The following is a 20,041-nucleotide window of genomic DNA, read 5'->3' as shown; positions in this document are numbered from 1 at the left end:
AGAGGGAGTCAATCGTCACCTTCATGCAAATCCTTGACAACAAAATGTCCCCCGGCTAGTCTACCTTTCATTCCACCGCCGGAGTATGTGTATGAAGCTTCTATATCAGCGCAAAGCTACCAATCTCCTGAACGCTCTGCTGTTTCTCAGTCTTTCGGTGGCGACGACTGACCTCTCCTTTGCCGCAACCGACGACGGCGATGAACCCTCTGTGCCAGCACAAAGCCTCGAACTGGGATCCTCCTCTGCTGAACCGGACACACTCGTCGAGGAGGAAGACGCAGAGGCCGGTAGATCGACTGATGCCGCCGAAACGGCCGACGCAGCGGAGACGCCCGACTCTCTTGAAGCGGCGCTGCCGCCGCCGACTGAATCATCGACGGAGGTGCCCCCGGCGGAAGAATTGCTCCAACTCACGCCGTTAACCGGGTCGACCGCTCGATTCTCTGATCTTCTGACGCCGCCCGCGGAGGCCACAGAAGACGTCGTGACCCAGGCCGAGGACGGTCATCAGAATATCGTCTATAACGTTCCGGTCGTAATGGATCCTTCGGTGCAAGGGCATATCCATTATTTCAATACCTCCATTCGCAATCGCTTTGAACAATGGCTGGTCCGGTTGAGTCGCTATCGGCCGCTCGTGCATAGTATTTTTTCCGAATTCGACCTTCCTAGCGATCTCATTTATCTGTCCCTCGTCGAAAGCGGCTTCAATCCCTACGCCTATTCCCGGGCGCGGGCGACCGGGCCGTGGCAGTTCATGAAGGGTACGGCCAAAGTTTACGGGCTCCGGGTGGATAACTACGTGGACGAGCGCCGCGACCCGATTAAGTCAACCGTCGCAGCCGCCCGCTACCTGCGCGATCTCTACGATCTCTTTGGGACCTGGCCACTGGCCATGGCGGCTTACAATGCTGGGGAAGGCAAAGTGATGCGTGCCTTGCAAAAGGCTCAAGCCGATAGTTTCACGGATATTGCCAAGACCAGGCTTATCCGCCGAGAGACGCGGGAATACGTCCCCCGGTTCATGGCCGCCACCATTATCGCGAGAAATCCTGATCGGTATGGATTTCCAAATGAGGACGTGACGCCCCATCAATTTGAAGAAGTGGCCGTCCGCCGCCCCATACACCTCAAATCCATTGCCAACGTCACGGGCATCCCCTATCAGGAATTGCGCCTGCTCAATCCGGAACTAAAGCGTGACGCGACCCCGCCGGACGGCAATCAATATTTGCTGAAAGTGCCGATGGGGACCAAGGAGACGGTCGAAAAGCATATGGATCGGATCCCAAGCTATAAGTTTCCGTCCGTGACGACCAAAGTCGAGCGGGTGAAGGCTACCGGTTCCACGAAGAAATCTACGCTTGATTCAGGAAAGCGGTACCAAGTTCGGGTTGGCGATTCGCTGGACAAGATTGCCAAGCGCTTCGGCATCTCGGTGAAGACCCTCAAGGCGAGAAATAATCTGTCCGGTCCCCTCATCAAGGCGGGCGACTTCCTGGTTATTTCCCGCTAGTCTTTCGCTAAGATTTTGCCGGTCTACTTCTTCTTGGATCCAGCCGGGACAGAACCCGAGGGCTTGCTCTTTTTCTGAGCATTGTCGGCTGGAGCGGGAGCGGAGGATTCAGCCGGCGCCGCCGGTTCGTCAGGCGACGGCTTAGTTTCAAGTGCCTTGACGCGGACCGCCGCTTCGCTGGTAAACGGAGAATTGGGGAAGGTTTTCATGAGCTCCTGGTAATGAGCCAACGCCCCTTCTGGACGCGACTGCGCCTCTTCAAGTTTCGCCAACTCAAACAGGACTTGATCCTTGTTGAGCGCACCGGGCATATCAAGCACAGCTGAGAAGGCCTTGACCGCTTGGTCCCGATCGCCCTTCACCAGATAGGCATACCCCAATCGCTGTCGAACCAACCCCAGCAAGGCCGGATTCGACCCATAGAGCAGCATGAATCGTTTGTAGCTTTCTATTCCGGCGTCCAGTTCATTAGCCAACACCTGCGCATTCGCCAAGTGGAACAACGCCAGAGGACCGCTCGGCGTCCTCGGGTACTGCTCGACCACTTGCCGATAACCGGTAATCGCCTGCCGGAGTTGTTCATCCGCCTTTTTGAGGTCATCCGCGGGTCGATTGAGATAGTGCTTGGTCGCTTCCTGAAACAGGTCTGTCGCCTTCTGCGCCGCTTGAAAGTCATACCACAACACGCCGCCGACGACCGCGATCGCGATCAGCAGCACGCCCAGTCCGACCAGAAGCGCGCGCCGCTGCTCCTGCAGAAACAGGCCGAACCGCTCCATGCCACTGAGCAGTTCCGTCTCATCGAGCGCGTCATGTCCGGAGGTCGCTTTAATACGGTATCCCACGAAGTCGTCCAATTCTCAGCAGCGGAAGGAAGCAGGAGTCGCGTCTCCGCGCACCGCGCCTTATACTAGGGGCGGGTCAACCTTGTCAATTATGAGCCCCGCCCTCGGCGCCTGAAAGATAGGATATCAACGCTCATGTTCAAAGAACAATTACAGGCTCTCGATCGCCGGCACATGCTCCGGCGGCTTCAGACAGTTGAATCGGCAATAGGACCGACCATCAATCTTAACGGCCGCCGCGTCATCCTCTTGGCGTCGAACAATTATCTGGGATTATCGACTCATCCGTTGTTGATTGACGCGGCGATGACCGCCACGCGGGCCTATGGTGTCGGATCCGGCGCCTCGCGCCTGGTCAGCGGCACCCTGCTTCCGCACAGACAGCTCGAAGAAACGCTGGCGCGATTCAAGAGGACGGAAGCGGCCCTGACCTTTGCCGCGGGCTATTTGACTAATATCGGTGTGATTCCATCCCTGGTGGGAGCTGGGGGCCTCATCCTCGCCGATCGCCTCTGCCATGCCAGCCTCATCGACGCCTGCCGACTCAGCCGCGCGAGACTTCGAATTTTTCGCCATGGGGATGCGAATCATCTGGCAGAATTGCTCAAGCGTCGCACGACCAAACAGCCGACATTGGTGGTGACCGATGGCCTGTTTAGCATGGACGGTGATATCGCTCCACTGACAGACATTGCCGCCCTGGCCGAACAGTACGACGCGCTTACCTTCGTCGATGATGCGCACGGCACCGGGGTTATGGGCTCCACGGGTCGCGGATCACTTGAACACTGCGATGTCGAGGCGCGCATTCCCTTCCACATGGGCACCCTCAGCAAAGCCTTAGGCTGTGCCGGGGGGTATGTGGTCGGCCCCGGCGAGTTTATCCAATGGCTTATCAACACGAGCCGGAGTTTTCTCTATACGACGGCGCCGCCACCGGGAGTGGCGGCGGCGGCTCAGGCCGCCTTGCATGTGATTGAAGCGGAACCGGACCGGCGCGCCCGCCTCTGGAAGAACCGGGAGCATCTCCTCACCGGTTTGCGGGGCTTCGGCTTCCGCACCACCGCGACCGTCAGTCCCATCATGCCGCTGCTCATCGGTGATGCTGAACGCGCCTTGCTCCTCTCGCAGCATCTGCTTGAAAGCGGCGTCTATGCCCCGGCCATCCGGCCGCCCACCGTCCCCGACTCCACCAGCCGTATTCGCGTCACCGTGACAGCCGACCATACGACCGAGCACCTGGATGAAGCGCTCGCCGCCTTCGAGCGTGCCGGTCGTGCGGTGCGCGTGATCTGACAGCGCCCTATATCGGCTCTCGGTCTCGAAAGCCCCCGGAAGGCTTCTGGAAATTTAATTGCTTTCTGACCGCTGTATGGCATCATCCAAAAAGATTCCGCAACGCGTTTGTCGGCGGTCGAGAGACCGCATTTTTCTTCCAATCCATCTTATCCGCAGGGAGTCATCGCATGATTGATATTTCAAAACTGCTGACCTTTGCCGTCCAACAAGGCGCGTCCGATTGTCATATCAGCGCCGGCGAGCCGCCGATGGTCCGGCTGCACGGTGATCTCAAGAAATTGGATCATCCGACCTTGAGTCAGGATGAGACCCACGCCTTGATCTATGACATGATGAGCGATGTGCAGCGGAAGAATTTTGAAGAGCATCGTGAGTGCGATTTTTCATTCGATCTCGGCGATATCGCCCGCTTCCGCGTAAATGTCTTCGTCCAAGGCCGCGGCCTGGGCGCGGTGTTTCGAACCATTCCCACCGAAATCCTGCCGCTCGAGAAACTCGGCATGCCGCCCATTCTTCGCCAACTATGCGACCGCGAAAAAGGCCTGATCCTGGTCACCGGCCCGACCGGCTCCGGAAAATCCACCACGCTGGCCGCCATGATCGATTATTTGAACAACACCTACGAGGGCCACATTCTGACGATCGAAGATCCGGTCGAATTCGTCCACAAGTCCAAGAAGTGCCTGGTCAACCAGCGGGAACTCGGCGTCCACACCTTGTCTTTCGCCAATGCCTTGCGGGCCGCTTTGCGTGAGGACCCGGACATCATCCTCGTCGGCGAAATGCGGGACCTCGAAACCATTCAACTGGCGTTGACGGCAGCGGAAACGGGACACTTGGTCTTCGCCACCCTGCATACATCGAGCGCGCCCAAGACGGTAGACCGCATCATCGACGCCTTTCCCCCTAACCAACAAGCCCAAGTCCGGGCCCAGCTGTCCGAAACACTGGAAGCGGTGTTGACCCAAACCCTGCTCAAAAAGAAATCCGGCGGCCGGGTGGCGGCCGTGGAGATCATGATGGGCACGACGGCGGTCCGCAACCTGATCCGCGAAGCGAAGCTGCACCAGATTCCGGGCGTAATGCAGGCCAGTCAAAAAGACGGCATGCAAACCATGGACATGGCGCTCCTCGAGTTGGCCAATCGCGGCCTCGTGACCAAAGCCGAGGCGCAGTCGCGGAGCATGAATCCGAATCTCTTCGGCCTTGCGGCCGGCGCGGCATAAGACCATTCGTTGGAGGCAGAGAGGCGATCATGGACGTTCGGACCCTGTTGGAAGTGATGGTTAAACAAGAAGCATCCGATCTGTATCTGACGGTGGATGCGCCGCCCGTCTACCGCATTCACGGCTCGACGCACCGCACCGATGCCCCGCCCTTTACCAACGAACAGCTGGAGTCGCTCGCGCTGGCAATGATGCGCGGGCAGCAGCGGGGAGAATTCGAAGAGAAGATGGAAATGAACCTGGCCCTGTACTACAAGGATCTCGGGCGTTTCCGCGTAAACGTGTTCAGGCAAAAAGGCAACGTCGGATTGGTGTTTCGCCACATCAAAGCCGACATCATGACCATTGAGCAACTTGAATTGCCGCCGATCACCAAAGATATCGCCATGACGAAGCGCGGCCTTGTCCTCGTGGTCGGCGCCACCGGCTCAGGTAAATCCACGACGCTTGCCGCCATGATCGATCACCGGAACAGTGTGCATGCCGGCCATATTATCAGCGTGGAAGATCCCATCGAATTCGTGCATCACCACAAGAAATCCATCATCACCCAGCGGGAAGTCGGCTTCGATACCCACTCGTTCGGCAGCGCGCTCCGAAATACGCTCCGTCAGGCGCCGGACGTCATCTTGATCGGTGAAATCCGTGACACCGAGACAATGGAGGCGGCCATCACGTTTGCCGAGACCGGCCATCTTTGCCTGGGGACGTTGCACTCGAACAACGCCAACCAGGCGATTGAGCGCATCATGAATTTCTTTCCCGTCGAACGCCATGCCCAGATTTATCTCCAGTTGAGCCTCAATTTGAGAGCCATCATTTCACAGCGCCTAATTCCGTCCGTCGATGGACGGCGGGTGCCCGCGCTGGAAATCATGCTCGATACGCCCCGGATCAAAGACCTGATCAAGAAAGCCGAGGTCGATACCCTGAAGGAAGCTATGGAGCAAGGCATCGAAGAAGGCTGCCAAACTTTCGATCACGTCTTGTTCCATCTCTACAAGTCGCAACGGATCACCATCGAACAGGCGCTGATCAACGCGGACAGCGCCAACAATCTACGTCTGAAGATTAAGCTGGAAGGCCTCAAGGGAGACGATGCCGTCAACGCGCTGCTCGACAAGGACAAAAGAGACGAGAGAGGATTTCAGATCCAGGGTCAACAGCCAGGACAGGTCGGTCTGCGCAAACGATAGCTGCTTTTCGCAAGCTTTCCGCTATCTTTACGGCACCGGCTCCGCCATGTCGGTAATGCCTTCTAGATAGGCCGCCATCTGATCCAACGCCGCAGCACTGAGCTTGCTTCCGTACCATGGCGGCATCGTCCGTTCGGGATATCCCGGCACGATATACTCCTGGGGCGCGACGATTGATTCCACGATGTATTCCCGCACTGTCTTCGCACGGCCCGCGTAATGGGGATCCGCCAGGCGGGCACGGCCGGTCTTTCCCAGCAGAAGCGGCGGTCCAACCTGGCCGTTCGCGCCCGCAATCCCGGGAATAGTATGGCAGACGGGACATCCGGCTCGGATGAACTGATCCGCGATGGGTTCTTCTCCGGTCACCAGCGGAACGGCGGACGGTTCGACCGTGGGAACAGCAGTCTTCTTCCCGCTCGGCGGAGACATGGATCGTGAATCGTCGCGCCGGATCGACAGGGCGGCGATCAAGAGAATACAGGCGGCAATGAAGGCGATCCAGGCTTTCTCATTCACTTGTCCGCGCTCTTCGCGCAGCGAAATCCGACGGTGCGGTCCTGGAAATCGGGCTCGGCGGACACACGCGCCGTAACTCGAAGCGCTGCCGGCAGGTCCACCCATGACCCTCCGCGAACGACTTTCTTTTCTCCGCTCGCCGGCCCCTGAGGGTTCTGATCCGGACTTTTCTGATAATACTCGCGGTCATACCAATCTGCGACCCACTCGGCGGCATTGCCGGCCATATGGTTGAGTCCATAAGGGCTTTTTCCCCCCTCCTTCAATCCATGCCGGACGCTCATGCCTTCTAACCCGGTGGCGACCCCCACCAACGTGACCGCTTCACTGACCCACACGCCGCGATTGTAATTGGCAATGTCGACAAACGGCTGCATCTGCCCCCAGGGAAATCGGCGGCCGTCGGTTCCCCGCGCCGCCTTTTCCCATTCCGCTTCGGTCGGCAGCCGCTTCTCGGCCCACTGGCAATAGGCCTTGGCATCTTTCCAGCCCATTCCAATCGCCGGCCTGTCACCCACCGTCGAAGCCGATTCGTCATCCCACGTCGGCGGAGCATTGTGATTGGCCGCTTCGAGGAATTTCTGATAGGCGCTCAGGGTGACCTCATACAGATCGATCCAATAGGCATCCAAGGTCACCCGATGCTCCGGCCGCTCATTCGGCAATCCATCGTTGCTGCCCATCGTAAAAGGGCCGGCGGGAACCAAGACCATCGAAGCGCCGTCTTTGCCTTTCATCACCTCAAAAGATGCTTTTTGACCGTCCTTCCCCGCCTCGGCTTCCGCTCCGATCGCAGCCGGTATCACGCCGACGCCGAATTGGAATGCAAGGATGCAGCCGAGTATACACCATCCATACATTGCGACCTCCTATGATTTCGATAAAAGAATGACGTGCATCAATAACAGCGGCTCAAAGTGTAGCGATGGAGGGCATGAAACTCAACCGCTCTACCTCTTCGCCGATCCCTACGGGGTCAATCGGTCCGCCGGGCCGGTGAACCGGCTCATTGGATCAGACCGAACCGTATCCCGTACTCCTACTAGGACTGAAAGATCCTGGATGGCCGCGGCCGTCTATCAGGGCTGAACGCCTCTGCATCTCGGACCGCCTCTTTCTGCATAATATCGCATGGTTCGATGACAAGTGCTTGATCGCGGCATCGATCAGAGAGAAGAGGTATATGTCGAAACAAGGCATGACCATGGTCACTACGATCATTAGTCTGCTCTGCGCGGTTATTTTCATCTTCGATATCCTCACTCCTCAAGGAGTTCCGCTCTTTGTTCTGTATGTCCTTCCCATTGCGCTCACATCCTGGATGCGCCGCCGTGACGCTCCATACTGGCTGGCAGGTGTCGCGTCGTTCGCCGCTCTGCTCGGTTACTTTTTGAGCGCTCCACTCGCCGGGGTTCCCACTTGGCTGCCGATCTTCAACCATGCGACCGGGATAGGTCTCTTCTGGCTCAGTGCGGTAGTGGTTCAGCGACAACAGGATACGGCCGACCATCTCATCCACATGGCCGCTCTCGAAGCGGAACATAAAGCCCATCTCATGAAAGAGCACTCGATACGGAGACAGGCGGATGAAATACGTGATCTCTACAACCGCGCCCCCTGCGGCTATCATTCATTGGACATCACCGGCCGGTTTATCGAGATCAACGATACGGCGCTTCAATGGCTGGGATATACGCGCGAAGAGATCGTCGGTCAGATGCGGTTTGCCGACTTGGTGATCCCGCACGGCACGCAGCGTTTTGACGAAAACTTCACGCACTTTGTCGCACAAGAGCCCACGCTGGACCTCGAACTCGATCTCATGCGCAAGGACGGATCAATCCTGCCCGTCTCGTTGAGCGCAACCGCCATTCGGGATGAACGAGGCCAGTATCTATCCAGCCGCGCCACCATTGTCGATATTACCAAGCGCCGGCGAACGGAAGAGGCCCTGCACCGAGCCCACGAGGCGCTCGAACTACAGGTCCGTGACCGGACAGCCCAACTGGCCGTGGCCAATCGACGCCTTGAAGCGCAACTCGAAGACAGCCGGAAAACGGAACTGGCCCTGCGGGCCAGCGAGGGCCGATTCCGCCTCATGGCTGATCACGCTCCCATCCTGATCTGGATCAGCGACACGACCAAAGCCTGCACTTGGTTCAACAAACCCTGGCTCGATTTTGTCGGCCGGCACATGAATCAGGAGATCGGCGATGGCTGGACGGAGAATGTCCATCCTGATGATCACGCGCGATGCCTCGCGATCTACGCCGATTCGTTCGACACTCGGCGCGAATTCACGATGGAATATCGGCTGCGGCGACACGACGGCGTCTGGCGATGGATCCTTGACCACGGCATCCCGCGTTATGAAACGGACGGCTCGTTCGCCGGCTACATAGGATCCTGCACCGATATCGATGATCGCAAACGCTCGGAGGAGCTTCAGGCCCGGCTGGCGGCGATCGTGGAGTCGTCGTCGGATGCAATTGTCAGCGTCGCCCTGGACGGAATGGTACTGACGTGGAATGACGGCGCGCAACGCATGTTCGGCTACAGCGCCGACGAGGCGATCGGCCGATCTATTTTTATGCTGATTCCTCGGGATCGCTTCGCAGAGGAAGAAACAATCCTCACGCAGGTGAAGAAGGGCGAGCGCATTCACGAATATGAGACGGTCCGCCTCAGAAAGAACGGCGCCTCACTCGACGTCTCTCTCACCGTCTCTCCAATAACAGGCCCGGACGGCAGACCGGTCGGCGCGGCAAAAATTCTACGCGATATCACCGAACGCAAGAAAGCCGACCTGGCGCTCATGACGAAGAACAAGGACCTCGAGACACTCCTCTACGTGACGTCCCATGACTTGAAGGAACCGCTCCGAACCATCGAAAGCTTCTCGCACCTCCTGCAGGAACGCTATGCCGACCGGCTCGATGAAAAAGGCTCCGATTATCTCCGGCGGGTCGTGCGGGCCACGCGGCGGCTGGATCGCCTGCTGACCGATATATTGGAACTGTCATGCGCGCAGCGCATGGTACCGCCAATGGAGGACGTGGAAGCGGAAATCCTGGTCAAGGAGGCGCTGAGACAATTGGACACTCGGATCAAAGAGACCGGCGCGCAGGTGAAACTGCTCGCCCCCCTGCCCCGGCTGCGTGTCAATCGTACCTGGGTCACGCAAGGCCTGTACAATTTGCTGGCCAACGCGCTGAAGTTTACCCGTGATGGATACCCGCCGGATGTTGAAGTCGCGGCGTACGAAGGGGCAGGTGGAGGACCGTCGAAAGTCGGCCTCGTTGTGAGGGACCGTGGGCCTGGCGTGCCGGCCCGACATGCCGACCGAATCTTTCAATTGTTTCAGCGGGCGGTCGGACGCGACGTGGAGGGAACCGGTGCCGGCTTGGCGATCGTCCGCCAAGTCGCCGAACGCCACGGCGGCCGCGCGTGGGTCGAGGCGCGACCCGGCGGGGGATCTGAGTTCGTGATGACGTTTGAATGTCCACATCCCTGGGAGGTCAACATTCCTCATGACCATGAAGCCGATTGATATTCTTGTCGTCGAAGACAACGATGACGATGTCGTGTTGATTCAAGAAGCGTTCTCCGAAGGCAAGATGGTCAATCGAATCGCCGTCGTGCGCGACGGCGAGGAGGCCATGGTCTACCTTCACCGGCAGGGCCCCTATGCCGCGACGGCTCTGCCCGGCATAGTCTTGCTCGACATCAACATGCCGAAGAAAGACGGGTTTGAAGTGCTGACCGAGATTAAGGCGGACGCGCGGCTGCGGCCGCTACCGGTCGTCATGCTTACCGTCAGCGACCGTGAAGAAGATATCGTCAGATCGTTCGATCAGGGCGCCTGTTCCTATATCCGAAAACCCGTCACGCTAACCCGCTTCATCGCGGTCGTGAAAGAATTTGAATTGTACTGGAGCCTGATTTCCCGCATTCCGCCGCTCAACAGGTGATGCATGCATGTGTTGCTGATCGAGGACAATGAGGATGACGCCCTCTTAATTCGTGACGCCCTATCTCAGCAGGACGGCGAATTGTTTACGGTCGATTGGGCGGATCGACTCCAAACCGGCCTGGCGCAGCTGGCTTCCGCCCGCGTGGACGCTGTCCTGGTCGATCTCTCCCTGCCTGACAGCCAGGGTTTGGAAATCGTGGACGAAGTGCGTAAGGAACGGCATGACGCTGCGGTGGTGGTCTTGACGGGACTGGATGATGAAACCGTTGCCGAACGGGCGCTGTGGCGCGGGGCTCAAGACTACCTGGTGAAAGGACGATTGACCGGGGACGCCCTGAGACGAGCCCTCCGTTACGCCGTGGGACGGAACCATGTGGAGCAGGCCCTTCGCAAAAGCGAAGAACGGTTTCAATTGGCCTGTCGCGCCACGAGAGACGCCATCTGGGATTGGGACATCGAAACCGACACCCTCACATGGAACGACACATACCAGGTCGTCTTCGGCCAGGACCGGTCCGATAACCGGAACGGGCTGGCGACATGGTCCGAACGCATCCATGCGGAGGAACGCTCCGCCGTCATAGCGAATCTCAATGCGGTGCTGCGGTCAGCCGACATTCTATGGACCGCGGAGTATCGCTTCCTCCGGACGGACGGCAGCTATGCCCACGCGCTCAATCGCGGCTACGTGGTCCGCAACGGCGATGGATCGCCCCGGCGCATGATCGGAGCCATGATCGACATGACCGATCGACGGCAAGCCGATCGGCAACGAGCCGCCCAGCTCGCCGTGACCATCGCCCTCAACGAATCGGTTTCGCTGGGGGAAGCCATACCGACGATTCTTCGTGTGATCGGCGAACTGAATGGGTGGGCATTCGGATCGCTTTGGCTGGTGGATAGCCATCAGAAAATCCTACGCGCCGACGCGACCTGGCATAGTTCGGCCGTCAATGCCGAAGACCTGACGGCCGTCTACCATTCGTTGAGCGTCCGCCCGGGGATCGGACTGGCCGGCCGCACCTGGACAGCGGGAATTCCGTTGATCGTCGCGGATATCGCGCGAGATACGACTTTTCCCACCACGTACGTCGCCCAGCATGCGGGGTTGCACGGCGCCTGCGCGTTCCCGATCCATCGAGGGCGAGACATTACCGGCGTATTGGAGTTCTACACCAGCGACGCGCTACGGCCGGACGATGGGAATGTTCAAATGCTGTCTGAATTGGGAGAGAAAATTAGCCAGTTTCTCCATCGGAAAGATTTGGAACGGCAACTCAACCAGGCCCAAAAAATGGAGGCCTTGGGGCGGATGGCCGGCGGAATCGCCCATGACTTCAACAATCTATTGACCGTCATCAACAGCTGGAGCGAACTGTTGCTCGACGATTGTCCTCCGGAGGGAAAGGTGCGAAGGGGGCTCACCCAAATTAAAGAGGCCGGCGATAAGGCCGCCGCCCTGACCCGACAGTTGCTGGCATTCACCCGTCATCAAGTAGTGGAACAGCAAATCATGAACTTGAACGAACGGGTTATGAGCATCGTCGAGTTGATGCAGCGAGTCATCGGAGAGGATATCAATTTGACGGTCGCGCTCGATCCTGAGCTTGGTCGGGTGAAGGCCGACACAGGCCAAATCGAGCAAGTCATCATGAACCTGGTCGTCAATGCCCGAGACGCGATGCCCCAGGGCGGCCGGTTGGAACTCCAGACAAGAACCGTGCATATCGAGCACACGGACAATACCTGCCACGACGACCTTCGAGCCGGCTCCTATGCCGTCCTCACCGTCCGGGACAGCGGCTGCGGGATGACCGCGGAGACGATCGCCCATATTTTTGAACCCTTTTTTACGACAAAGGAACGCGGCAAAGGCACCGGACTCGGGCTGGCGACGGTGTACGGCATTGTCAAGCAAAGCGGCGGAAGTATCGCGGTCCATAGCGAGCCGGGCAGCGGCACCACGTTCGATATTTATCTTCCGCAATTGAGCGGACTGCAAGCGGCCTCGCAGACCTCGCCGTCTCGCTCCCCCGTCCTTCGAGGGTCCGAAACGGTGTTGCTGGTAGAGGATGATGAGATGGTCCGCGGACTGGCACAGACTATATTGGAATCCCACCGATATACCGTGATGCCGGCGCGTAATGCGGAGGAGGCCATTGAGCTGGCACAAGATCATGGAGGAGTGATCGATCTGGTCATGACCGATATGGTCATGCCCGGCATGGGAGGATCGGTCCTTGCCGAGCGCATGCGACAATTGCGGCCCGGAATCAAAGTGATTGTGACCTCCGGCTACGCCGGGCGCGGCCAGGAGTTTATCGGATCCTTAGGATCGCAGGCGGCGTTTCTCCAGAAGCCCTACACGCCGGAAACGTTGACAAAAAAAGTGCGGGAGGTGCTGGATTGCAACGATGCATTTCTTCGCATGCCGGACTGAACCGCTACCGAGCGTCGTGAAAAATAATTCCGAGCGTCCGGCGATGACCTGATCGCACCAGGCTGACGCCGTGCTTGAGCTTCACGCGATAGCAGCTGTGAACACCCTGCACCGGACGCTGGTTGACCGCGAAAATGACGGCATCGCCCTGCCGCAGGGACACGACTTCAGGCCGTGACTGCATGCGTGGTCGCTGTTCAGTCATCACGAACTCGCCGCCGCTAAAGTCTGTCCCCGGCTCGGACAACAACGCGGTCAATTGAAGCGGAAACACATGCTCACCATACAGATCTTGGTGCAGGCAATTGTAATCACCGACGCCGTATTGAAGCAGGAGCGCCGTCGGGTTCGCTTGCCCAGCCCGGTGACAACGTTGGAGGAAGTCGGCATGCCGGTCGGGATAGCGGACGGCCACGCCCATAGCCTCATTCCAGCGATTCGCCACCGGGACGAGATGCGGATACAGAGCCGATCGAAACCCTTCCACCAGCTCGGGCAGTGGATACGTAAAGTATTTGTACTCTCCGCGCCCGAAGCCATGCCGCTCCATGACAACCCGGCTCCGGAACAGTTCATCGGAAGAATACAGCGACGCCAATAACCCACATTCTTCCGGATTCAACAGGCGACTAATGATCGCGCTTCCCCGCGCGTCGAGGTCGAAAGTAACCCGTGCCCAATCAACCGCCTTTACTCGCGCCGCATATTGTGCACTGAGATAGTGGTCCATAGTCTTTCGAATGTCCCGACATCCCTCGCCGTCCCATGCCTCAACAGACCCGGGCCGCCTGCTCGTGACCGAGCCATTGTATCGGATGTATCGGATCCATTCACGCTGCTTCAGGAATAACCAGGTGCATGCCAAATGCAAGACAGGCGGCATCGACACGTAGTGCGGGGCCTTGAATCGAGAAGGAAATGGGGTGGAGCACGGTGAATTCTCTACTGCGACGGATCGTCCCTGGTTTCCTCGGATACCTCTTCACGAATAATGGTCGTGACGTTTCCGCGCCTCATGCAACGCAGGTTTTGTGCCGTCGTGTACTGACCGGGAGTGGGATACACCGCTCCACGTCGAAACGGACTGCCGCATCGTGGGCATACTCTTGGTGTGGCAACCGGCATCGGCAGAATAGTGTTGAATCATTTTTCGCGACACCACCGGATGAGTGACACCTGTCAACCCGGATCCGCCCTATCTCGCCGTCCCATAAAACATGAAGCGGGAGCATTACTTTGACGCCGCAGGTAGACTCAGGACAGCGCCATTCCCCGGGGGGCTTCATCGAAGACTTGTATCAGCAGTCGCTCGCATATCGGACATTTTAGCTTGCCGGCCATATCCACCTGTCTTTCCATGTCCCTGGTTGTCGCAATAAACGGCCCTAGCATCAGCCTCATTGTGCTGGACGACAATTGTTGGAGTGGTGCGTGACCAACTGTGAGATACAGCCGGATGGTTTTGGAGCGTTGCGTTTAAAGCGTGGGACGGATGAAGGCTATGGAAGACGTTTCGCCGACATTGGCATACTATCGGGCAAGATCGCCTGAGCCGGTTTAACGCTCGTTGCCGTGCGTGCAGTTCATTGTTGGCAAGTCCGCTTAGCAGCGGCGTCTCAGTACTAGTCGTGTGATACAACACTTAACGCCGGCTCAGATAGGCCAAGATTTTTCCTGTGCGCGATCAAGGCGCCCCGTTTTGACGACAGAAGCGCTTGCTGAACCGATTCAAGAACCTGGCTGGGTCCAGCGGGCTAAAAATGAAATTATACATGCCGAGATCAAGCCAATACCGAGCAAGCTTCCGTTCATCAGCCCTGAGCGTCAAGAGAAAAGGCGGGGTTCTTTTACGCAATTCGGATTCGCCGCGTGATCTGTCCATTGCTCTCCCAGTAGGTACGCTTGTTCGCGATCACAGGATCACTCGTGGCCGGTTGAACATGCCCGGCTCTGTCGATGGCCCGCGATGTGATGGTATGCTCGCCCGCCGCGGCATCCTCCCAATCCAAGCGCCAGAATTTCCACGCGAACTTTTGCTCCTGCCCGCGATCAATTGTCGCCGCACGCCATGGTCCGTTATTGATGCGGACTTCCACGCGTTCAATCGGCCTCCCCCAGGCCGCCCCATAAACTCTGTGCTTTCCGTCCTTCATGGTGACCTTCGCCGCCAGCGACTTGAGCAAGGCCGGGCCGACCACCTCCTGCGTCCAAATAACTTCCCCATTTTCGCGCGCCTCCTGACGAATCGTGACATAGTCCTTCGCCATGAACCGGCCGGCCCAGCGCTTATCAATAATCTCAATGCGTTTCAACCATTTGACATTGGCGACTCCATACCATCCGGGCGCAATGAGCCGCAGAGGAAATCCGTGGAGCTGAGGCAGGGGCTCGCCGTTCATCTCATAACAGAGGAGATTCTCAGGAGCCAACGCCTCCTCCACCGACATGCTTCGACTGAAGGTTTGCTTCATCTTGATGTCTCGAACCACTTCCTCGCCTTCGTCGCTGCCGAAGAACACCACGTCAATCCCGTTCTTCTTGATGCCGGCCTCCTGTAAAATTGGCGCGAGTGGCGTCCCCGCCCATCTCGCATTCCCGATGCCGCCGGTAAACCAGTTGAAGCCGTGATTGCCGGCGCACTCCAGCGTAAAGGTGACCTCTTGCCGCGGCCGTGCTTTGATCTCTTCAAAGGTGAGCAAGATCGGCCTCTCCACCAATCCGTCGATGTCCAACCGCCATTCTTCCGGTTTGAGAACCGGCCGGTTGTAGTGGCTGACGGCGAAAAACTGCTCGTTGGGCGTAACCCAGGAACTCAATTGTTCCCAATTGCGCGTGTTCAACTCGCCGTATTGCCGAACGGCCTCATCTGGAGGCGCGGGAGCTTGATCCAGAAAAGGGATCACCTTTTCGCCCTCGCCGGTACGCCAGATTTGCGCGAACGACGCAGAATCCGACAAGGCCGCTGCCGCGAGCATAGAGCTTCCATGAATCAAGAAATCGCGTCGTGAAACGACGGAGACGGCGTGCTGAGTCTCCGGTTGATGGTCAAAACCTTCGCGCGGTGTCATCGTAGGTTTCTCTTTCTTATCGTAGGTTATCGCGCACGAGCGCCGTTAGGGAGTGAATCTCTCGATACGCTAGAATCTCGATGCTGTCAGCGTCACGTCCGTATTTGCCCATGCACGGCGGAAGCGCGCGTCGGCTTCGGCCGCTTCGATATTCTTGGCCTGAGCCCGAAGCGCCTGTGCGAGCCCAAACAGAGACCAACCGTTGTCGGGGAAGCGCGCTAGATCCTCGCGGTACACCTTCTCAGCCTCGGCATTTTTTCCTGCCTTCAACAGCGCGGCGCCAAGCGAGTGGCGGATCGGGTAGTACCACTTGGGCGGTTCGAAGTAGAGTCCCGCATCTTCGATCTTGGCGGCCTCGCGGAAATGGATGGTGCCCGCGTCGAGGTCGCCGCGGCGGGTGGTGATTTCGCCGGACAGCGCGTGCACGGCGATTGAGAGTGCCGTCTTGCCGTCGGCTCCTTCAGGCGTCGCGTCGTTGATCGCCGTCACCATGTCGAGTTCGGCTTGCGCCTCCGCCCACTGTCCCTTCGCGGCGTGTGCCACGCCGCGAGCGTAATGCGCCATGGCGTACGAGAAACGGATGTCTGCCGGTGGGAGCGGCTCGGCAAGCACATCGTCCCATTTTCCGAACGTCGTGAGCGTGAGCGCGTGGTACGGCAGCATCTCCTGCAGCAACCCGACCTGTCGCGCGGCATCGACGTTTACCTTGGAGGTGAGTGTATTGGCCGCCTCGATCGCCTGTGCACCGCGGCCGGCCATCGTGGACGCGAACGCGAGGAAGTGGATGTTGTGCGGATAGTACGCGAGCGGATAGACGCCCATCGGGTGCTGCCCTTCGATGAATACCTCGTCGGTGTGGATCGCGTGTTGATTGGCCTGCACGGCATCGTTCCACCGTCCGACGCGGATGTAGATGTGTGCGGGCATGTGGACCATGTGTCCTTCGCCCGGCATGAGTTGAGCGAGCCGCTCGGCGCATGGCAGCGCGGCCTGGGGGTTCACCGCTTCGACCGCATGGATGTAGTAATGACACGCCCCGGGGTGGTTCGGGTTGCGCGAGATGACTCTCTGGAGCCGGCCTACGATTTCATCGGTGCCGGGGTAGGGAGTACCGTCCGGTTGCCAGTAATTCCACGGGCGGAGGTCCATCAGCGATTCGGCGTACAGGGTCGCGGCGTCGAGGTCTTCTGGATAAGTGTCGGCGATCCGTTCCATCGCGCGCGAGTACAACTTGTCCAACCGGACACGATCGGTCGGCGGGACCGCCTCGTAGCGCTGCGCGACGGCCTCGATATAGGCACGCTCAGGTGCCGTGGCCTGGGACTTGAGTGCCAGCGATTTCTGCGCCGCGGCGTACGCGGCGACTCCGCTCGCCTGGTCCATTGGAGCGTTGACGTGCGGGCCATAGGCCAGTGCGATCCCCCAATAGCACATGGCACAGGTGGAATCGAGCTCTGCAGCGCGCGTGAAGGAGCGGATCGCTTCCGTGTGATTGAATCCGTAGACGAATCGCAAGCCCTGGTCGAAGTACTGTTGTGCGGCCGGGACTCGAGTGGAAATGGGTTTGTGGTGGGAACCGAGGTTTGTGTAAAGGGGGACCGTTTCAGAAATGCGCTTGGGCGTCGCAGGCTCCGTCGCCGGCTCTATGCCCCAACTGGAAACGGTACTCGTGAGCAGAACAGCCGCCGCCAATCCGATGATATGGGTAGATATCATGGCGTGCCTCCTTCCGAACGCGAAATGCAATTGGTTGGACCGCTGGATGGTGATGATGAGTCGAGCCATCCCGTAGCAGACTGACCGGTAGATGAATGATGGAATTCGCTTGATCATAGCTCCGTCCTAACGATTGTTCCGGCGATGCTCTGTCGCGCATCATCCGAAATTATGTGCATAGCAATGATCTCTGGTTGGCACCTCCACTGCTACTCGGTTGCCGTCGACACCGGGTGTTCTTTTTTTTCGGATGTCACCAACCGTGCAGGACCGCTTGTGCACGCCTAATGCCATGGCCATTTCATTCAGACAGGTTAAGAAAAACCGTGGGTTATATGGATGCCGGAGATCGGAAGCGTGGCGAAATCTCCCGACTCACGAAATTTCAAGAGCGATTTCTTGAAATTTGATGATGCGGGACGAGATTACAACCAATTCGGATAGAAACAGTGGACACCTACGCTTCCACTGGAAATGGCCCACACAGAGAAACGCTGAAACGCTACGATCGGGCGGGGTTTGAAAGGAAGTGGCGTCCCCAACGGGATTCGAACCCGTGTTGCCGGCTTGAAAGGCCGGCGTCCTAGGCCAGGCTAGACGATGGGGACGCAAGGTGAATCGGTCACTCTTACCATAATCGGAACCGACCTGTCACTACGGCGCTCCTGAAAAGTAGACGCAGCCACTAAGTTCCGCACGAACGACCTTCCACAGTGGGCGACCGCTTGCATGGCTACAGCGGTCAAAATAGAATTGTTTTTCGGATGGCGCCGTTTAAAGAACAGCTCCGGCGTTATGGGAGGGATGTTCAATGAAGTTAGAATTAACATTAGAAGAAGTCCGCGTCCTGGACGCGGCGCTCGAGTACATTAAGAAGCATAAGGATGTTGCGGAAAAGATCTACGCCGGGTATGAGGACGATATCAAGACGGTCAACGCGGTCGGAGGCCTGCTGAGAGCAGCATACGTGAATGGAAAACAACAATCATAGAGCTGTTTAGGACAGCGCGCTCGCAATGCGGATGCATGTCATCTGAACATATGGATGGCTTCCACCCTTCGCAATCGGCCGGAGCTTAGGCGGGATGAATGGGCGCGTGGGCTCTCGCCTTTTCGGCTCGCGAAGGAGTAGGATGGGGAGCTCTTGAGCGGCGACAGTTCTTCACCAATGGAGGCATGGACCTTATGCCGCGCCAGATATTAACTTCAGCCGGTCTTCTTTTCGTGATCCTGATGGCCGGCATCAGTTGTTCGCACGATATCCATCAAGAGCGCGCCGCTACTATCAAAGACCATGTCGAGGCCTTCTATGACCACCTGACGCATGATCGAGTCGCGGCGGCCATCAAGGAAAATGAGGAAATTGAAGCCATGGCCGGTCGAATGGGAGCGACTATCAAGCGGCGCGTGAATCAGCCCGGCGCCAATCAAATCGACAGAGAATGGACGGACCTCAAAACCGCGAATGAGACGGCCGCGCAGAACTGGCTGGCGCTTGGTCAATACCTTTCCATCAAGAAGCAGTATCCTCAAGCACGAGCCACATATCAGCGGGTCGTGGATACTTACACCGGTGATGCGGAGCGCACCTACCGGGACCAAGCCGAGCGGGCCCTGCGCGATCTCGACATTCTCAGCGCCCCGGTACAACCTAACTAAGCTGGGGCCGACCGAGTGGATGTTGTTGCAGTCCGAATTGTTCAGTTAATCTCTATCAATCTTCTGGCGGTCTTCCTCCTCTTAACGGGGTGTGTCCATCGCATTCACGTGACGCCCGTTCCGGACACGACCGCCTCTCGCTCCCTTCCTTTTCATGTGAGCGTGGAGGTTCCCTTCGTGGCCTTAGAGGGGGCGGACCACATGCCGGGCATTGTACTTTTAGAGTGGCCCCCGGAGGATCTGCGGGACGGCATCATCAGCTATATCGAGAAGCGAGGCACCTTTGCCTCGGTCGGAAGCGAGGCCGGCCCATTCATCCTCACCGTAAAAACATGGCTCACTCTCCGCGCTCCGGACCATTATGTCTATCATCTCCATCTCGAAGCGGAGCTCGCGAAACGTAATGAGCCGCCGATAGGCTCCTATGTGGCCAGTTCTCAGGCCAAAGGATCAATCGTACGATGGGTCACGGCATCCGACCGAAACCCGATCCAATCCGCCACCAGCCAAGCCTTGGACAGCCTTTTGGCTCAAATCGAAGCGGACCGGTCGCGGTTATTGGAACGCTACACACGATAAGG

Annotated in this window: 16 protein-coding genes and 1 tRNA gene; 10 read left to right on the top strand and 7 right to left on the bottom strand. The window is 58.2% G+C overall.

Features of this window, described 5'->3' with window-relative positions; translation table 11 throughout:
* Positions 1–91 precede the first annotated feature (91 nt).
* Positions 92–1,519, top strand: a complete 1,428-nt coding sequence (locus ACWGXE_RS05155; protein WP_447601852.1) for a transglycosylase SLT domain-containing protein — start codon at positions 92–94, stop codon at positions 1,517–1,519.
* A 23-nt stretch (positions 1,520–1,542) separates the two neighbouring features.
* Here the strand turns inward: ACWGXE_RS05155 and ACWGXE_RS05150 are convergent, their stop codons facing one another.
* Entirely contained in the window at positions 1,543–2,364 is an 822-nt protein-coding gene (locus ACWGXE_RS05150; protein ID WP_447601851.1) for a tetratricopeptide repeat protein, read from the bottom strand.
* Positions 2,365–2,499: 135 nt separating this feature from the next.
* Between ACWGXE_RS05150 and bioF the strand changes: the two genes are divergently transcribed.
* From bioF to ACWGXE_RS05135, 3 genes are all read left to right on the top strand, one after another.
* Positions 2,500–3,660 carry an 8-amino-7-oxononanoate synthase gene (bioF, locus tag ACWGXE_RS05145; protein ID WP_447601849.1) on the top strand — a complete coding sequence of 387 codons (1,161 nt, stop codon included), beginning with the start codon at positions 2,500–2,502 and terminating at the stop codon, positions 3,658–3,660.
* A 173-nt stretch (positions 3,661–3,833) separates the two neighbouring features.
* Positions 3,834–4,889, top strand: coding sequence for a type IV pilus twitching motility protein PilT (locus tag ACWGXE_RS05140; protein ID WP_447603874.1), 1,056 nt, complete (start codon positions 3,834–3,836; stop codon positions 4,887–4,889).
* A gap of 29 nt (positions 4,890–4,918) precedes the next feature.
* Positions 4,919–6,085, top strand: a complete 1,167-nt coding sequence (locus ACWGXE_RS05135; protein ID WP_447601847.1) for a PilT/PilU family type 4a pilus ATPase — start codon at positions 4,919–4,921, stop codon at positions 6,083–6,085.
* A gap of 27 nt (positions 6,086–6,112) precedes the next feature.
* On the opposite strand, the gene ACWGXE_RS05130 is transcribed toward ACWGXE_RS05135, so the two are convergent.
* Both ACWGXE_RS05130 and ACWGXE_RS05125 read right to left on the bottom strand, forming a co-directional pair.
* On the bottom strand, positions 6,113–6,604 hold the full coding sequence (locus ACWGXE_RS05130) for a hypothetical protein (RefSeq protein WP_447601845.1): 492 nt from the start codon (positions 6,602–6,604) through the stop codon (positions 6,113–6,115).
* Complete coding sequence (locus tag ACWGXE_RS05125) at positions 6,601–7,464, bottom strand: formylglycine-generating enzyme family protein (protein ID WP_447601843.1); 864 nt, start codon at positions 7,462–7,464, stop codon at positions 6,601–6,603. Before ACWGXE_RS05125 ends, ACWGXE_RS05130 begins: the two co-directional genes overlap by 4 nt.
* Before the next feature lie 323 nt (positions 7,465–7,787).
* Here ACWGXE_RS05125 and ACWGXE_RS05120 point away from each other — a divergent pair, with 323 nt between their 5' ends.
* Genes ACWGXE_RS05120 through ACWGXE_RS05110 form a run of 3 tightly spaced genes read left to right on the top strand, consistent with a single transcriptional unit; the run spans position 7,788 to position 13,017 of the window.
* Entirely contained in the window at positions 7,788–10,154 is a 2,367-nt protein-coding gene (locus tag ACWGXE_RS05120) for a PAS domain-containing sensor histidine kinase (RefSeq protein WP_447601842.1), read from the top strand.
* Entirely contained in the window at positions 10,135–10,575 is a 441-nt protein-coding gene (locus tag ACWGXE_RS05115) for a response regulator (protein WP_447601840.1), read from the top strand. The genes ACWGXE_RS05120 and ACWGXE_RS05115 overlap by 20 nt, the downstream gene beginning before the upstream one ends.
* A gap of 3 nt (positions 10,576–10,578) precedes the next feature.
* Entirely contained in the window at positions 10,579–13,017 is a 2,439-nt protein-coding gene (locus ACWGXE_RS05110; protein WP_447601838.1) for a response regulator, read from the top strand.
* A 4-nt stretch (positions 13,018–13,021) separates the two neighbouring features.
* Here the strand turns inward: ACWGXE_RS05110 and ACWGXE_RS05105 are convergent, their stop codons facing one another.
* The 4 genes from ACWGXE_RS05105 to ACWGXE_RS05090 all read right to left on the bottom strand — a co-directional run bounded on the left by ACWGXE_RS05105 (position 13,022) and on the right by ACWGXE_RS05090 (position 18,409).
* Positions 13,022–13,747, bottom strand: coding sequence for a 2OG-Fe(II) oxygenase (locus ACWGXE_RS05105; RefSeq protein ID WP_447601836.1), 726 nt, complete (start codon positions 13,745–13,747; stop codon positions 13,022–13,024).
* A gap of 1,117 nt (positions 13,748–14,864) precedes the next feature.
* Positions 14,865–16,085, bottom strand: coding sequence for a sulfite oxidase (locus ACWGXE_RS05100; RefSeq protein WP_447601834.1), 1,221 nt, complete (start codon positions 16,083–16,085; stop codon positions 14,865–14,867).
* Between the two features lie 69 nt (positions 16,086–16,154).
* Positions 16,155–17,918 (bottom strand): hypothetical protein, encoded by a 1,764-nt coding sequence (locus tag ACWGXE_RS05095; protein WP_447601833.1) that lies wholly within the window; start codon positions 17,916–17,918, stop codon positions 16,155–16,157.
* A gap of 413 nt (positions 17,919–18,331) precedes the next feature.
* Positions 18,332–18,409 (bottom strand) — tRNA-Glu (locus tag ACWGXE_RS05090).
* 203 nt (positions 18,410–18,612) lie between these two features.
* On the opposite strand from ACWGXE_RS05090, the gene ACWGXE_RS05085 reads away from it, so the two are divergent.
* The 3 genes from ACWGXE_RS05085 (at position 18,613) to ACWGXE_RS05075 (ending at position 20,039) form a co-directional block, all read left to right on the top strand.
* Positions 18,613–18,792 (top strand): hypothetical protein, encoded by a 180-nt coding sequence (locus ACWGXE_RS05085; RefSeq protein WP_447601832.1) that lies wholly within the window; start codon positions 18,613–18,615, stop codon positions 18,790–18,792.
* 98 nt (positions 18,793–18,890) lie between these two features.
* Positions 18,891–19,460, top strand: coding sequence for a hypothetical protein (locus ACWGXE_RS05080; protein ID WP_447601830.1), 570 nt, complete (start codon positions 18,891–18,893; stop codon positions 19,458–19,460).
* A gap of 201 nt (positions 19,461–19,661) precedes the next feature.
* Complete coding sequence (locus ACWGXE_RS05075) at positions 19,662–20,039, top strand: hypothetical protein (RefSeq protein ID WP_447601828.1); 378 nt, start codon at positions 19,662–19,664, stop codon at positions 20,037–20,039.
* Positions 20,040–20,041: the final 2 nt, after the last annotated feature.

The organism is Nitrospira sp. Nam80 (genome assembly GCF_965152575.1).
The sequence above is the reverse complement of the archived record's forward strand: the minus strand, read 5'-3'. Positions and strand labels throughout refer to the sequence as shown.